Genomic DNA, 15,888 nt, shown 5'->3' with positions numbered 1-15,888 from the left:
GTCGACAGACCTTCCGGAACCGTCAGGCGATGGGTATTGCGGGCGTACATGACCTGCAGCATGCCCGCCTGCTCGTCCAGCCGGGTGAGGTAGGTCGATTCCAGCCCCGTGGCCGATTGCAGCAGTTCCAGCAGCGGCCGGGCCAGCGACTCCAGCGTGTGCGCATGGGCGATGGTGGCGGCCAAGGCGCCAAACAGGCTGGATGGAACGGATGTGCGCATGACCTGGTTCATATGACCGGCATATCGGCCGGCGGCGGGCCGGCCTGAAGCCCGCCGGGCTCACCGCGGCGCAGACACGCCGGCGCGGCAGGCGGGTGGTTGTCCCGGAACCTTCATATTCAAGTAGTTCAATACGCGCGATGCCACGGGCTGCGCCCTTCGGCATGGGGGAATTCGCTGCAGCGGGTCTGATGTCAGTCCTGTGTCGTTGTATCCATCTCAGGAGTTTTTACATGTTCAGTCTTCGCACCTTACGAAAAGCATGGCTGCCAGCGTCGATCGCCGTCGTCATGGGCTTTGCCGTGGTCGCCTCCGCCCAGGTCGATTCGCCCTCCGGCCAGCAGGATGACGCGCATTTCCAGTGGCCCGGCACATGGCGCTCGCCGCAGGACGCGCTGCCCACCGCTACGCCGATCAAGCACCTGGTGGTGATCTTCGGCGAAAACCGTTCGTTCGATCATTACTTCGGCACCTATCCGGTGGCGGCGAATCCGCCCGGTGAACCCGCGTTCAAGGCCAAGCCCTGGACGCCGCAGGTGGACGGCCTGACGCCCGACCTGCTCACGCAAAACCCCAACGCGCTCAACCCGGCCAACGGCGTCAATGCGGTCAACCCGTTCCGCCTGGATCGCACCCAGGCCAACACCGAAGGCCAGAACCACAGCTACACGCCGGAACAGCAGGCCTACGACAACGGCAAGGCCGACCTCTTTCCCAAGTACACCGGCAACAACACCGTCAGCAGCACCGGCACCTTCGGCACGCATGGCCTGGTGATGGGTTACTTCGACGGCAATACCGTGACGGCGATGTGGAACTACGCGCAGCACTTTGCCATGGACGACAACGCCTATACCGACACCTACGGTCCATCGACCCCCGGCGCCATCGAAGTGGTGTCAGGCACCAACAACGGCGCCAAGGTGGTGCTGGGCTCGGCCTCGACCATTCCCGACGGCCAGGGCGGCCTGAGCCTGATCGGCGACACCGACCCGGCGTATGACATGTGCTCGTCGACGTCCAGCACGGTGATGATGACGTCGAAGAACATCGGCGACCTGCTCAATGCCCGCCACATCACCTGGGGCGGCTTCATGGGCGGTTTCGACCTGGCGGCGGTCAATGCCAACGGCTCCACCGGTTGCACGCGCAGCACCTATTCGAACGTGCTCGGCGCCACCAAGACCGACTACGTCCCGCATCACAACTGGTTCCAGTATTACGCCTCCACCGCCAACCCCACGCATGCGCGTCCGACCTCGCTGGCGGAAATCGGCTATACCGACGACAAGGACGGCGGCGCCACGCCGGTGCACCACGAGTACGACGTGCAGGATTTCTTCAAGGCGGTGGAATCGGGCAATTATCCGTCGGTGAGCTACCTCAAGGCCCCCGCCGTGGGCGATGCGCACCCGGGCAATTCCGATCCGCTCGATGAGCAGGCCTTTGTGGTGAAGGTGCTGAACTTCCTGCAGCGCCAGCCAGACTGGAAGAACACCGCCGTGATCATCACCTACGACGACTCGGACGGCTGGTACGACCACCGCTACGCCGCGCCGACCACCTCGTCCTTCGACAGCACCACGCCGCAAGGTTCGGTGGTGGGTGCGGACCAGCTCAACGGCCCAGGCATCTGCAACAGCCCGGACGCCAAGCAGGGCGTGGGCGTGAACGGCGGCAAGGTCAATGGCCGCTGCGGTCCCGGCACGCGCGTTCCCTTCCTGGTCATCTCGCCGTATGCACGCGAGAACTACGTCGACGATACCCGCATCACGCAGGCCTCGGTGGTGCGCTTCATCGAAGACAACTGGCTGCACGGCGAGCGCATCGGCGAAGGTTCCAACGATGCCACCACCGGCAGCATCATGGACATGTTCGACTTCCACCGCCACGTCGGCGATGAGCATGCGCGCACCTTGTTCCTTGATCCGGACCAGGGCACGCCGGTGCGCAAGCCGTGGCGTTCTTGATGGAAAAAAACGGTAGGTGACAAGAAGCGCGTTGTTCGCGGTGACCGCCCCCTCCCCTGCGATAGCAGGGGAGGGTTGGGGTGGGGTTGCACATGCTTTAGCGTGTAGCCGAATGCTGCCACGACGTCTGACCGCAAGCAGCACGTAGGCTGGGATGAAATCCCAGCTTCGCTTTGCATGGCGATGCTGGGATTTCATCCCAGCCTACGATTGCATCCCGCCTCCTCTCACCCACAAAGCATCCCAACACCATGCAGCGCAACCGCTTACTGAAACTCGCCCTTTGCGCCATCGGCGCATTCAGTTGCGCCGCCAGCTACGCCTTCATCGAACACGCCTCGCCTGCGGATACCAGCGGCATCAACCCGCACCCGGTGCATTTGATGCTTCCGCCCGTTGCGCCGCTGAGCGCGGTCGCTCAGCTCGGCAAAGCATTGTTCTTCGACCCGATGCTGTCGGGCTCGGGCAAGCAATCCTGCGCTTCCTGTCACGATCCCAAGCATGGCTACAACCCGCCCAATGCACTTACCGTGCAGCCCGGCGGCGCACATATGAAAGAAGCCGGCTTCCGCCCGCCGCTGTCGCTTGCCTATCTATATCGGCAAATGCCTTTCAGCATCGGACCCGATACCGCCGACGTCGACGTGCCCGTCAACCTCAATAGCGTCGCGGCATCCGCGCGCAACGATCCGCGCGCACGCAAATCGGCAGGCACTGCACCGGCCACCGTTCCGATGGTGCCGCAAGGTGGTCTGTTCTGGGACGGCCGCGCCGATTCGCTGCAACGCCAGGCCATCATCCCGATGCTCAATCCGGTGGAAATGGCCAACACCAGCATCGATGAAGTGGCCCGCAAACTGGCGAACAGCCCGTATCGCCAATCGTTCGCGCAACTGTTCGGCCCCGGCATCCTGCATGACCGGCCGCAACTCGTCGACGAAGCGATGTTCGCGATCGGCCGCTTCGAAATGGAGGACAGCTCCTTTCACCCCTTCACCAGCAAGTACGACGCCTGGCTACAAGGTCAGGCCCGGCTGACGCCGCAGGAAATGCGCGGGCTGGCGCTGTTCAACAATCCGAAAAAAGGCAATTGCGCTGCCTGCCACATCAGCCAGCCTAGCCGCGATGGCCTGCCCCCGCTGTTTACCGACACGCAATACGAAGCGCTGGGCGTACCGCGCAATCCTGATCTGACGCTCAACAAAGATCCGCACTTTTTCGATCTGGGCTTGTGCGGCCCGTTCCGCAAGGATCTCGCCCATCAAACCCAATATTGCGGCATGTTCCTCACCCCTACCCTGCGCAACGTCGACCGCCGCGCGGTGTTTTTCCACAACGGTGTTTATCACAGCCTCGCGCAGGTGTTGGACTTCTATAATTTACGCAGCGTGGCGCCAGAAAAGATCTATCCGCGCGATCGCAACGGAAAGCTGGCGATGTACGACGACATCCCGGCGGCGTACCAAAAGAACGTGGACATCACCGACGCACCATTCGACCGCCACGCCGGCGATGCGCCGGCACTGACGCCGCAGGATATCCAGGACATCATTGCGTTCCTGCATACGCTGGACGATGGCTATACGTCATCCATGCGCAAGCGAACCCTGTAGCACGGCTTGCTGGGATTTCATCCCAGCCTACGGCGGCCGCTTGTCATCAGACACCATTTAATGGCCATGCCAGTCAGTAATGACAATGTCTTGGCCCTGCTTCGACCCGATATTTTCTGCCCAAACCAATATTGCAGTGCCCCACCCATACGCCGAGAACGATTTCACCAAATACCAGCGTTTTTTCGACGCGAAACTTGTTGACTTACAGTACGACCAAAGGGTAAAACCCTAATTGCCTATGTGGATGATAGGTTGGTGTAGTAGATGGACTGATGTGTTTTTCCAACGGGGAAAGAAGACACATCATCATGAGGCTTAGCCCTCCCGTCGTTAGGACCACTGTCGCTCATAGGGCTTGGTAGGAACGGTATTTACATGAACCGCTGTTCCCATACTGAAAGTTCACCAGGCTGCGCCTGGGCAGTGGTCGCCCGTGCCTGTGCCGCCAAGGGACAGTGCAAATCCATTTCCGTACGCGATCAGGCCAAGAAAAGCGCGCTTCGCGCCCGTGGCAAATGCATTGCCGGCTATTCGCCGCCGCCATCGGCCGCCTGAACATCCCTTTTGTCGACTTGATATCGACCTGACGACTCGCTTGCCGGTCTGCTGATCGTGCTTTTCGATCGCCATCGACAGGCGCGCCAGCGGCTTGCAGCGCAGGCCGTGACCGTCGCGTCGTACTCACACATATAGGCCGAACGCTGCGGGGGGAGAGCCCGTCGGACGGTCGCATCCTTAGTCGGAGAACCCGAATGAAAACGGCTGGTTTAAAGCGTAAGAATTTGGCGGCCGCCATCTCGATCATCGCTGCGTTTGCAGCGACGCCGAGCTTGGCGACCGACGTACACGGTCATTTACAGCAGGATAATTCAGGGCAGCCGGTGGCCAATGCGCGGGTGGCGCTGGATGGCACCCACTACACCGCCACCGCAGACAAGGAAGGCAATTTCGTTTTCGCCAACGTACCGGCAGGCAGCTATACCGTTTCCGTGTCGCAATCGGGTTTCGCCACCGCACATGCGCCGTTGACGGTCGGCAGCAGCGGTACCGCCACCGTCAACGTAAGTCTGAAGAAGGTGGCCGAGCTCAAGGGCCTGATCGTGGCGGCCAATCGCTACGATGCCTCCACCATGCAGATGGACGCGCCCAACAGCATCAACGTGCTGTCGGCAGCGAGTTTGCAGCACACCGCCGTGCACAACGTGGCCGAAGCGCTGGGCCTGTTGCCCGGCGTCAATGTCACGAACACCGGCTCGGGTTACTTCTCCGGCGTCGATGGTGCCGCGCGCGGCGAAGGTGTTTACGCCACGGTGCGTGGCCTGCCGGCCGATTACGACGTCAACATGATCAACGGCGTCGACGTGGCGCAAGGCATGCCGTACAGCCGCAGCGTGCAATTGAGCCTGCTGCCGCCCTCGGGCCTGCAGACCATCGTGATGAACAAAACCTCCACCGCGGATATGGATGGCGATGCGATCGGCGGCACGGTGGATTTTCGTACGCCGACGGCGTACGACTTCGCCAAGGACACGAGCGGCAGCGTCTCGGTCAGCGGGCGCATGGAAAGCCGTGCGCGGGATTATGGCGACAGCGGCCTGGGTGGTGGCGCCGCGGCCGACTTCCAGACCAAGTTCGGCAGCGAGAAGCAATTTGGCGTGTATGCCAGCGCGTATTACGACTATCGCACGTATGTGAATAGCGAAGAGGCCGCTGCCACCAGCGCTTATAACGATGGCTCCTGGCAATTTGCGCACACTACGGCCACGGGCAAGAGTGCTCCCGGCTATGACCCGGCCAGCAACCTCACCAGCACCGGCATGGACGTCGGCGTGGTGCCGGGTTATGAGCGCCGCTATGGCGGCAATTTCTCATTCGACTGGAAGATCGACGATACGTTCAGCACCTATCTGCGCATGAGCTACGCCTACGCGCAGACCACCGAAAACACCTCATTCACCCAGCTGATTCCGCAAAACGTGACCTATCAGCAAGTCGGCACCAGCGGCGTATATACACCGAACATCGGCCGCATTGCCGCGCGCTACTGGTTCGAAACCAATCCGGAAATCGCCGATTTGGCGACCTTCCAATGGGGTGCCGACAAGACCGTTGGGGGCTGGACGATCTCGCCGAATGTGTTCTACAGCTTCGGCGACAACGATCGCCCGAACCATGTGGAAATCGACGGCCGCGAAGACAAGTACTCGCAGACCAACTTCCCCTACAGCGGCAGCACGCTGATGAGTTACGGTGCAGGCGGCTTTCCGTATCCGCAGCTGACGCCGGCGCTGCTGGCCCAGGTCAACAACATCCCGTCGCTGTATGCCAACGATAACGGCGAACTTACCGAAATTTATTCCGGCCAGCGCAAGGGCGGCGCCAAGATCGATGCGCGCTACGACTTTACCGACGGCAGCCTGTCCTCGATCCAGTTCGGGGCCAAGTTCAGCGATAGCGTACGCAATTTCAGCGATCGCGACTGGTCGACCGCAGGCATCAACGATGGCGTGACCACGTTGGGCGACCTGGGCATCTTCAACGGTAACTGGAACGCGATTTTCCCTGGACAGTACAACTGGAAATCGCCCAAGGTCAGCCAGTCGGGCGTGGCCAACCTGATCCAGCAGTACCTGGTGGACAGCGACCTGGATACCTGCGGCGACAATCTCTACGCCAACAACTACAACTGCGACACTCTGCGCGGCCGGGAGGAAGTCAGTGCCATCTACGCCAAGGCCACCTTCAACATCGGCAATCTGGAAATCATTCCCGGCTTGCGTTTCGAGCACACCGGTATCGAAAACACCTATTGGGTGGTGCCGCAGGACAGTTCGGGCAACGAATTGCTCGGCTATTTCCAGAGCAACCACACGGTCTATAACGAACCGCTGCCCAGCGTGTTCCTGAATTACCGGCCCACCGACGGCAGCATCTATCGCGTCGCCCTGTGGCAAAGCTACACACGCCCTTCCCTTTACCAATTGGGCAGCAGCTCCTCGATCAGCACCTCCGATGGCATCACCACCATCACGCGCGGCAATCCCAACCTGAAAGCGATCGAGGCCACCAACCTCGACTTTTCCGGTCAATGGAGCAACGACAACGGCGGTTATGCGTCAGTGGCAGGCTTCTACAAGCATTTGAGCCACTACATCTACGATGCCGGCGGCGGGCAGGCCAACTCCAATACCAACGGCACCGGCACGGTGTTCTATAAGACTCCCGAAAACGGCGGTAACGGCCGCGTTTACGGCGTCGAGTTGGATACCCACCAGAAATTCAAGTTCCTGCCCTCTCCGTTCGATGGGCTGGGTGTCGGTTTCAACGCCACGCGCCAGAACACCAAGGTGGATCTGGGCGTACCCGGCTTCCAGAACGAAGTCATGCAAAGCGCGCCGAACTTCATGGCGAACGCGGAAGTGTTCTACGAGAAGTACGGCTTTTCGCTCAACCTGAGCTATCACTACACCAGCGCATGGCTGTCGAACTACGACTTCCTGAACCAGGGTGCGCCGTGGGACGACTTGTGGATACGCCCGATCAAGCGATTGGACCTGCATGCGGGTTACGCCTTCAACAATGGCTTGCAGGTGGATTTTTCCATTTCCAATCTGGCCGACAACTACAGTTATTGGGCGCACATCGGGAAACGTAATCTGACGATTTCCGACATTGTCGATACGGGGATGACGTCGTTGCTGACTGTGAAGTACAACTTTTGATGCGATCGGCAGCTTGCTTCATGGGTCGCGCAACGCTAAACCCTTCCCCGCTCGCGGGGAAGGGTTTGGGGCAATGCTCCGGACTTGGACGGCGTAGGTTGGCGGTGAGGCGCAGCCGAACCCCAACGTTGCCATGCACATCCCGCCGTTGGGGTTCGCATGCGCTCACCGCCAACCTACGGCACCGCGCTATGACCTGGCCTTGCGCGTACCCACGGATGGCAGTTTGAGCACATGAAACGCCGCCAATTCATCCGCTTCACTTTGTTGTCCGCGCTTGCACTGGATCGCCACCTGCTCGCCGCGGATGCTGCGCCGGCGCGCGGCGTGGCGACGCCGATCCCGGACGGCAAGCCGCATCGCTTCGCCTTGCACGACCACAACTTTGTATTGGATGGCGAGCGCTTCCAGATCCGCAGCGGCGAAATGCATCCCGCGCGCATTCCCAGGTCGCATTGGCAGCACCGCATCCGCATGGCCAAGGCGATGGGCCTCAATACCATCGCGTTGTACATCATGTGGAACGATCTGGAGCGTGAGCCGGGCGTGTTCGACTTCACCACCGGCAACCGCGATTTCGCCGCATTCATCACGCTGTGCCAGCAGGAAGGCATGTGGGTGTATCTGCGTCCCGGTCCGTACATATGCGGCGAATGGGACATGGGTGGCCTGCCGCCTTATCTGTTGCGCGACCGGAACATCAAGCTGCGCGACCGGCACGATCCGGATTACATGGCCGCCGTGCAGCGCTATATCGCGGCCATCGCGCCGAAGATCGCGCCACTGATGGCCGCTGCCGGCGGTCCGATCCTGATGCTGCAGGTGGAAAACGAGTATTCCTCGTTTGCCGCCGACGTCGGCTATCTGGAAGCGATTCGCGATGCATGGAAAGCACACGGCATCGATGGACCGTTCTCCATTTCCGACGTGCTGCCCGATCTCAAGCGCCGGCACGCGTATCCGCCCGGCGCGGTACTCGGCCTGGATGGCGCCGAACCGCCGCAACTGCGCGAAGGCCAGCACTTTGCGCCGCACGCACCGGTCTGGGTGGGCGAGGCGTATCCCGGCTGGCTCACGCACTGGGGCGAGCATGACATGGCGCACAAGGATTGCGCCGAGGCGCTGCGCAAGATCATGGCCGGCGGTTATTCCTTCAACTTGTATGTGGTGCATGGCGGCACCAACTTTGGCCTGACTGCCGGCGCCAATGCGGGCGACGACGGCTCCAACTTCCAGCCGGTGATCACCAGTTACGACTACGGTGCACCCATCGACGAACGCGGCGATGCGACACCGGCCTATCACGTCTTGCGCGAAATCATCGGCGGTGCCAACGCGGGTGCATTATCGCCCCTGCCGCCGCCCTGCCCCAAAGGCTCGTTCGCCGATGTCACGCCGATAGTGTTCGCATCGCTGTGGGACAACCTGCCAAGCACGCCGGTGCCCACCCATGCACCGGCCGGCAACGAACAGTTGCTGCGGCAGAACCAGGGCTTGGTGGTATATCGCAAAACGCTCGAACGCGGTCATCGGCTGCACATCGACGGCGTGCGCGATTACGCGGTGGTGCATGTCGACCAGATGGAGCGCGGCAGCATTTCGCGCGTGCACGATCCGCGGCTGCATTCGTCGCCGGAGTTGCCGCTGGCGCATAGCTTCGACAGCGGCGAGATGACGCTGGATATCCTCGTCGACAGCTTCGGTCACATCAATTTCGGCCCGCAACTGGGCGACCGCAAGGGGCTGGTCGGCAGCGTACGTTTGGATGGCAAGCCGATCTACGACTGGCACGTGTACGGGCTGCCGTTGAACGACGCCTTTGTCGCAAACCTGAAACCCCTCATCACCTCGCCTGATCGCCCCGGCCTGTTCTTCCAGGCCAGCCTGCGTTCGCAGAAGCAGGGCGACGTGTATGTGGATATGCGCGCATGGACCAAGGGCTATGTATGGGTCAACGGCCATCTGCTGGGACGTTACTGGCACATCGGCCCGCAGCAATGCCTGTACTGCCCCAGCGAATGGCTGACCGCGGGTGACAACCGCATCCTGATCCTGGATCTGCATCAGACGCATGCCGCGCCGGTACGCTGCGCTGACAACCTGACGGGCACGGCATGATGAATCTGTTCGGGCACTCTTCGCGAACCAGCACGGCGCCCATCGCCACCGGCCACGGCGACCCAACGCTGATCATGGCATCGCCGGAAAACCAGGAATTGCCCAGCGCCGCCCCGCCACGCGTGATGGGCTTCTGGGGCGGGCTTTCGGCCAACCTGCTGAACATGATCGGCGTCGGGCCGTTCATCACCATTCCGTTGGCCTTATCGGCGCTGGCCGGTCCGATGGTGCTGGTCGGCTGGCTGGCCGGCGCCCTGCTGTGCCTGTGCGACGGCATGGTGTGGGCGGAGCTGGGCTCGACCATTCCCGAATCCGGCGGCCCTTACCACTACCTGCGCAGCGCCTACGGCAGCGAACGGCTTGGACGTCTATTCGGTTTTCTCTATCTCTGGCAAACCGTGCTCACCGCGCCTTTGTCGATCGGCTCGGCCGCGGTCGGCTTTGCGCAATACCTGGCGTTCCTGATTCCTGGCCTGGGCCATTACGGCCAAATGCTGGCGGCGGCCGTGCTGTGCCTGGTCAATACCGCGCTGCTGTATCGCCGGGTGGATTCGGTGCAACGTCTTTCGCTGCTGGTGAGCGTGGTGGTGATCGGCGCCAGCGTGTGGATCGTGCTGAGCGGCCTGCTGCATTTCGACGTGCATCTGGCCGCCCGTTTCCTGCACGCGGGCGGCGATTCCAAACACGGGTTCTGGCTCGGCCTGGGCGCCGTCAGCCTGATCGCGGTGTACGACTACGGCGGCTACAACAACGTGTGCATGCTGGGCGGGGAGATCAAACGGCCGCGGCGCACGATTCCGCTGGCCGTGCTGGTGTCCATTCCCATCGTGGCCCTGCTCTACATGGGCTTGAACATCGCAGTGCTCGGCGTACTGCCGTGGCAACAGGCGGCGCAATCCAAGGCGGTGGTGGCCGATTTCATGCAGTCGATCTACGGCCGTACCGGCAGCATCACCGCGGTGCTGCTGATCCTGCTGGCCAGCTGGGGATCGGCGCTGGTGGTGTTGCTGGGCTACTCGCGCGTGCCGTATGCCGCGGCGGCATCCGGCCAGTTCTTCCGCGCGTTTGCGCGCTTGCATCCGCGCGGCGGATTCCCCACGGTGTCGCTGCTGTTCACCGGCGCCGCCTCGGCCCTGGCGTGCACCTTGTCGCTGGACGATCTGATCGCGTCGTTGATGGTGATCCAGATCATGTTCCAGTACATGGCGCAGTGCCTTGCCATTGTGTTGTTGCGCCGGCGCGCCCCGTACAGCCCCGACACGTTCCGCATGCCGCTGTATCCGTTGCCGGTGCTGATCAGTGTGCTCGGCTGGCTGTACATCGTCTGCACCAGTCCATGGCGGCACATCCTGGCCGGCGTGGCGACCATGGTGGGCGGCACGCTCATTTACGCGATCGACGCATGGAGAAAGAAGGCATGGCCTTTTCAGAGCCCATGAAACGCTGGGACGTGGTGGTGGTGGGCGAGATTTACGCGGACCACGTGTTCAGCGGCTTTCAGCGCTGGCCCGCACCCGGCGAGGAAGTGCACGCCGAGCATTACCTGCGCGAACTCGGTGGCGGCGCGGTCAACACCGCGTGCGCGTTGGCGCGCTTGCAGCATCGCGTACGCTTGATCGGGCTGATCGGCGAAACCGATCGCGCCTGGTTTGAAACGCGCCTGCACGGCTTTGCCTTGTCGGCCGATGGCCTGCGCGCCGATCCGCTGGGCACCGGCGTGACCGTGAGCGTATCCACCGCGCAGGACCGCTCGTTCTATACCTACCTGGGTGCCAATCGCCGCCTGGCCGAGGTGCTGGACGAGCCGTCCGTGCAGGCCGAGCTGATCGCTGCGCGCCATGTGCATTTCGCCATGCCGCTGCCGGCGGAGCTGGCCAAGCGCCTGTTTCCGCTGTTGCGCAAGGCCGGATGCACCACGTCGCTGGACGTCGGCTTCAGCCCGGACTGGCTGGGCGACCGGGCCAATGCATGGACCTGCCGCGCAGTCGACTACTTTTTCCCCAACCAAGCCGAAGCCCAGCGGTTGAGCGGCGGCGACAGCGCCGAGGCATTCCGCGACTGGATCGTGTCCATGGCCATGCCGCATGGCGTGATCAAGCTGGGCGCGGCGGGCGCCGCCGCCGTGGTCAACGGCCGGCTGCTGCATGTGGCGCCACCGCGCATCGAGGCGATGGACACGACCGGCGCCGGCGATGCATTCGATGCCGGCTTTATCGATGGCGTATTGAACGGCGAGTCGACCGAAGACTGCCTGCGGCGCGCATGCATTTGCGGCGCCCTGTGCACGACGCGGGCCGGCGCGCTGGAAGGTTTACCCGATTCCTTGTCGTTACGGAGCATCTATGAGCAAACCTATGGAACGTAAGATCGCCCTGATCGGTGGCGGAGGTGTACGCGCACCGCTGGTGATCTTCGGTGTCGATGAAGCGACCGAAGCCTTGGGCGCCGCGGAAATGGTGCTGTACGACCCCGACCAGGAGCGCCTGGCGGTGATGGTGGCACTGGGCAAGGCGATCGTGGCCAAGTCCGGCGGTTCGTTGCGTTTGCGCGCAGCAAGCTCGGCCGAGGATGCGATCGAAGGCGCGCACTTCGTGCTCAACAGCATCCGCGTGGGCGGCATTGCCGGCCGTGCGGCCGATGAGAAAGCGGCCATCGAACAGGGCTATCCGGGGCAGGAAACCACCGGCCCGGCCGGTGTCGCCATGGCCTTGCGCACCGTGCCGGCGGCGCTGGAACAGGCGCGCCTGGTGGAACGCCTGAGCCCGGATGCCTGGCTGGTGAATTTCACCAATCCTGCCGGATTGATCACGCAGGCCGTGACCGATCATGCGCGCGTGAAGATGGTCGGCATCTGCGATACGCCCACCGAACTGTTCCACAACATCGCCAAGGCGCTGGGCGAACCGTTCGACGATGTGCAATGCGACTACGTCGGCCTCAACCACCTGGGCTGGGTGCGCGGCGTGCGCGTGCGCGGCGAAGAGGTGATAGACAAATTGCTGGCCAGCGACGACCTGTTGCGCCAGCTCTATCTCGCGCCGCTGTTCGATTTCAACATGATCCGCTCGCTGCGGCTGATTCCCACCGAATACCTGTTCTTCTACTACGAACGGCGGCGCGCCCTGCACAACCAGTTGCAGCAAGGCGGCAGCCGCGGCGCCGAAATCCAGCAGTTGAATCAGGTGCTGATCGACAATTTGAAAAACCGCCTGCAGGCCGGCGACGGCGATGGCGCGGTAGCGACCTATGCAGCCTATCTCAACCAGCGCTCCGGCTCTTACATGAAACTGGAAGCGGAAGGCGGTTCGGCGTTCGATCCGGATGTGAGCCTGCAGGTCGACCCGTTCCGCGTGGCCACCGGCTACCACCGCATCGCCATCGATGTGATGAGCGCCCTGACCGGCGCCAAGCCCGCCACCATCGTGGTCAACACGCGCAATCGCGGCGCCCTGCCCGACCTGCCGCCTAACGACATCGTGGAAACCTCTGCGCGCATCAGCCTGGATGCCATCGAACCGGAACCGATCGCGCCGCTGCCCGACGCGGTGCGCGGCCTGGTGCATGCGGTGAAAGCCTACGAACGCGCCGCGATCGAGGCTGCGCTGAGCAATACCCGGCTGACCGCGCGCAAGGCGCTGCTGATTCATCCGGCCATCGGCGAATGGAGCCCCAGCAAGGCGCTGCTGCACAACATGTTCGGCACGATCGATGCGGATGGAGAGTGTCTTTGCCAGGGCCACATGCATGGTCATCTGCATCGATGAATCACGCCTCCTGCTGCTTTCGCGCCCCCGTATTGCAGGCGATGCGCGCCATGATGGCCTCGAACGTGTTCACCACCACGTCATTGGCGTCATCGCCACCAATACCCGATTGGCAAAGATGACGGGTCACCAAAGGACGCTCTTTGATAAGCAATCGGATGCTCACGCTTACGTGGTCGCTGCCGTGGGCGCGCTGAAGATTTGACTTGATAATTACCAGGCACCCGCGAATGGCCTCGCGGCGCCATGCCAGCCGTGCCACTTGCCGGCTCACGGTCTTCAGCAGCAGGTCCGATTCGTCCACGCCAACGAAGATGATATCCGTAACGATCGACATGGCTCATGCCTCCAATATCGGCCGCGCCTGGCTTCTGTTTGAAAACCTGGGCCGAACATGCTCCCGTAGTGCCCGCCGGATATTGATATGCATCAACCGTCCGCCGGAGCTGGCGCCGGGCGAGGCACGCCCGCAACCACGACGGCAAATGTACGCCGAAGCCCTATCAGGTTTGATCAAGGTCAATATGCCGCGTCCTGGATCTGGGAAAGTCATGCCCAGCAGCTCGTTTTGCCAGCACAGGGCCGCCAGGAAGCATATCGATGAACGCCATACCCGAAAAACCAGGTGCCGAAGCCATTCGCGCAGCGGTGATGCAACGCCATACCGAGGTACGCCATGCTCTGCGGGAGGTGGTCCGGCTTGTGTCTCGCGCGGGCAGCGGCAATAAATTCTGGATGGATGAATTGCGCGCGTCGCTTCAGCAGCTCACTCTTGCCGTACAGCAGCAAAGCCGCGAACAACAACGGTTGCTCGATCCCTTTTTACAAACCGTCGATGCCTGGGGCGCCGTGCGCGTGGAGCGCTTGCAAAAAGAACGGGAGCTCGAAGCAAAGTTGGTGCAGAGCGCCTGCGATCAATCCGAAGCACTGGCGGACGCGGCGCGCGCCATCGTTCGCCCCCTCATCCGCCTGTTACGGCGCGAAGAGCGAGAGGCACTCGCCGCGGATGTACTGCGAGACGACGCGATCGTGATCAACCAGCAGGACGGCTAGACCGATCCTTGGCTGGTGCCGCGCCGGATTCCATACCGGCCTGCGAGATCATCGCATCTCACGCGCCGCCGCATGATATTTCTTGCGAATGTCAGCCAGATCGACACGCGGCGGTGGCGTTTTCAGCTTCATGTCGCTCATTGTGTCGGCGACAATTTGCGAAACGGCCAGATCGCGAAACCACTTGTGGTTGGCCGGGATCACGAACCATGGCGCCAGCTTGGTGCTGGTCCGCTCGATGGCTTCCTCGTAGGCTTCGATATATTTGGGCCACAGCGTTCGCTCGGAATAATCGCTCTCGCTGATCTTCCACTGCCGCGCCGGATCGTCGAGCCGACGCTTGAAACGCTCGAGCTGCTCTTCGGGGCTGATGTGCAGATAGAACTTCAGGATGCGCGTGCCGCTTTCCGCCAGCATCTGCTCGAAATCGTTGATCAGCGCATAGCGCTTGGACCACACCTCGCGCGGCGCCAGCGCGTGGACGCGCACGACCAGTACGTCTTCGTAGTGCGAACGGTTGTAAATGACCACCTCGCCGCGGGCTGGCGTGTGCCGATGCACGCGCCAGAGAAAATCATGCGCATGTTCTTCCGCGCTGGGCTGCTTGAAGCTGGCAACCCGCGTGCCCTGCGGATTCATGCCGGCAAAAAGATGGCGGACGACGCCGTCCTTGCCGGCAGCGTCCAGACCTTGCAGCACGATGAGCAGCGACTGGCTCGCATCCGCATAGAGCAGGTATTGCAATGCCCGCATGCGCGCCAGCGATTCGGCAATCACCGGTGCCGCCTTCTCGGACGACTCGTGCTTGCCTTTGCAGGATGGATCGATACGCGCCAGATGCAGCCTGGAACCTGGCTGCAGGATGAATTCCTCACGATAACCCATGTCAGTGCTCCCGGCCGGCGATGGCATCGCACCATACCCGAATGTCGGTGACGGGGCGGCCAACCGCGATACCCGCCGCCTGGAGCCCCGCCAAAACCTGCTGGATCACGCGCGATTGCACCTCGGCCAGCACGGTGAAGTCGCTCACGGCAAAATCCAATTCATACGTCACCATGGTGTCGTCAAACGCGCAGGCATATGCCGAAGGCGTGGTATCGGCCGCCATGCTTTCGACGTTGTCCGCGGCATGTTTCAGGATCTCGATGACCCGGGCCGGTGCCACGCCGTGATGAATGCCCAGGCGAACCGTGCCGATATGCGGCGTGCTGAGGCGGGAGTGGTTGGTGACGATCGTCTTGGCGACCAGACTGTTGGGGATCACCACCAGGTCGTTGCAGCCGGTCCGGATGCGCGCCACACGCCAGTTGATTTCGATGATCTGGCCTTCCACGCCATCTTTCGTGGCGATCCAGTCGCCTGCCGCAAAAGAGCGCTCGACATTGATTGCCAGCCCGGAGAAGACGTCCGCCAGCGTGCTC

General features: G+C 62.2%; 11 protein-coding genes and 1 pseudogene. 8 read left to right on the top strand and 4 right to left on the bottom strand.

What is annotated here, in order from left to right; all coding sequences use genetic code 11:
- Window positions 1-221: pseudogene (locus VMA74_RS20385) on the bottom strand (hypothetical protein); the annotation flags it as partial.
- 233 nt (window positions 222-454) lie between these two features.
- Here VMA74_RS20385 and VMA74_RS20380 point away from each other — a divergent pair.
- The 7 genes from VMA74_RS20380 (at window position 455) to VMA74_RS20350 (ending at window position 13,411) form a co-directional block, all read left to right on the top strand.
- Complete coding sequence (locus VMA74_RS20380) at window positions 455-2,191, top strand: alkaline phosphatase family protein (RefSeq protein ID WP_325370351.1); 1,737 nt, start codon at window positions 455-457, stop codon at window positions 2,189-2,191.
- Window positions 2,192-2,442: 251 nt separating this feature from the next.
- Window positions 2,443-3,804, top strand: coding sequence for a cytochrome-c peroxidase (locus tag VMA74_RS20375; protein ID WP_325370349.1), 1,362 nt, complete (start codon window positions 2,443-2,445; stop codon window positions 3,802-3,804).
- 755 nt (window positions 3,805-4,559) lie between these two features.
- A complete protein-coding gene (locus VMA74_RS20370; protein ID WP_325370347.1) occupies window positions 4,560-7,529 on the top strand; it encodes a TonB-dependent receptor in 2,970 nt (989 codons plus the stop codon).
- Between the two features lie 234 nt (window positions 7,530-7,763).
- Complete coding sequence (locus VMA74_RS20365; RefSeq protein ID WP_325370345.1) at window positions 7,764-9,647, top strand: beta-galactosidase; 1,884 nt, start codon at window positions 7,764-7,766, stop codon at window positions 9,645-9,647.
- Window positions 9,648-9,721: 74 nt separating this feature from the next.
- Window positions 9,722-11,086 (top strand): APC family permease, encoded by a 1,365-nt coding sequence (locus VMA74_RS20360; protein ID WP_325370352.1) that lies wholly within the window; start codon window positions 9,722-9,724, stop codon window positions 11,084-11,086.
- Window positions 11,083-12,012: a carbohydrate kinase family protein gene (locus tag VMA74_RS20355; protein WP_325370343.1), complete on the top strand. Its 930-nt coding sequence runs from the start codon at window positions 11,083-11,085 to the stop codon at window positions 12,010-12,012. The genes VMA74_RS20360 and VMA74_RS20355 overlap by 4 nt, the downstream gene beginning before the upstream one ends.
- A complete protein-coding gene (locus VMA74_RS20350; RefSeq protein WP_414649647.1) occupies window positions 12,002-13,411 on the top strand; it encodes a 6-phospho-beta-glucosidase in 1,410 nt (469 codons plus the stop codon). Before VMA74_RS20355 ends, VMA74_RS20350 begins: the two co-directional genes overlap by 11 nt.
- A 1-nt stretch (window position 13,412) precedes the next feature.
- Here VMA74_RS20350 and VMA74_RS20345 read toward each other — a convergent pair whose 3' ends face one another.
- Window positions 13,413-13,748 (bottom strand): hypothetical protein, encoded by a 336-nt coding sequence (locus tag VMA74_RS20345; RefSeq protein WP_325370339.1) that lies wholly within the window; start codon window positions 13,746-13,748, stop codon window positions 13,413-13,415.
- Window positions 13,749-14,011: 263 nt separating this feature from the next.
- Between VMA74_RS20345 and VMA74_RS20340 the strand changes: the two genes are divergently transcribed.
- Window positions 14,012-14,464 carry a hypothetical protein gene (locus tag VMA74_RS20340; RefSeq protein WP_325370337.1) on the top strand — a complete coding sequence of 151 codons (453 nt, stop codon included), beginning with the start codon at window positions 14,012-14,014 and terminating at the stop codon, window positions 14,462-14,464.
- A 48-nt stretch (window positions 14,465-14,512) separates the two neighbouring features.
- On the opposite strand, the gene VMA74_RS20335 is transcribed toward VMA74_RS20340, so the two are convergent.
- The gene (locus VMA74_RS20335) at window positions 14,513-15,349 is read right to left on the bottom strand and encodes a polyphosphate kinase 2 family protein (protein WP_325370335.1); all 837 of its coding nucleotides are present in this window, start codon (window positions 15,347-15,349) and stop codon (window positions 14,513-14,515) included.
- A 1-nt stretch (window position 15,350) separates the two neighbouring features.
- Window positions 15,351-15,888, bottom strand: a 538-nt coding sequence (locus VMA74_RS20330) for a mechanosensitive ion channel family protein (protein ID WP_325370333.1), incomplete at its 5' end; no start/stop codon positions are given.

Origin of the sequence: Dyella sp. (assembly GCF_035508675.1) — a bacterium.
Lineage (GTDB): Bacteria > Pseudomonadota > Gammaproteobacteria > Xanthomonadales > Rhodanobacteraceae > Dyella_B.
The sequence above is the reverse complement of the archived record's forward strand: the minus strand, read 5'-3'. Positions and strand labels throughout refer to the sequence as shown.